General features: G+C 50.4%; 1 protein-coding gene. It reads right to left on the reverse strand.

Annotation, left to right across the window (positions count from 1 at the left end; all coding sequences use genetic code 11):
• Positions 1-29: 29 nt before the first annotated feature.
• Positions 30-417, reverse strand: a 388-nt coding sequence (locus STRDD11_RS13360; protein WP_241209470.1) for a cell division site-positioning protein MapZ family protein, incomplete at its 5' end; no start/stop codon positions are given.

Raw genomic sequence — 417 nt, forward strand, 5'->3', positions numbered from 1 at the left:
GTTCTCTATTTCGAGAACTTTTTTACTTTTTAGAAATCAAGTGAATCGGCATAACCCGGTCCGTTGCCGACGAAGTAACCGGTCTTGCAGTTGATACTGAAGAGATAGGTGCCGTCGGGCTTAAAGAGATTATAGTAGCCATTGCCTTTGATAATATTGACGCGTTCCAGAATGTAGTTATCCCCTGAAATGTATCCGCGCTCGCGGGAAGTCTGAAGAATCTTCTCTAAGACTCCCGGATTGAAAGTCCAGGCCGGATTGCTGCTGTCATCAATAGCTGCCTGATTGTAGGGCACCCGGCTCAGACTGCGCTGCAGGTTTACGCCGTTGCTGGAAATACCGTAACCGCTGGCAGCGTTGGAAACAGCACCCGAATCAGCGGCTGCTGAACCGCTGTTTGCGGCAGCAGCTGTTCCG

The organism is Streptococcus sp. DD11, from assembly GCF_001578865.1.
In the GTDB taxonomy this organism is placed as follows: Bacteria; Bacillota; Bacilli; order Lactobacillales; family Streptococcaceae; genus Streptococcus; species Streptococcus panodentis.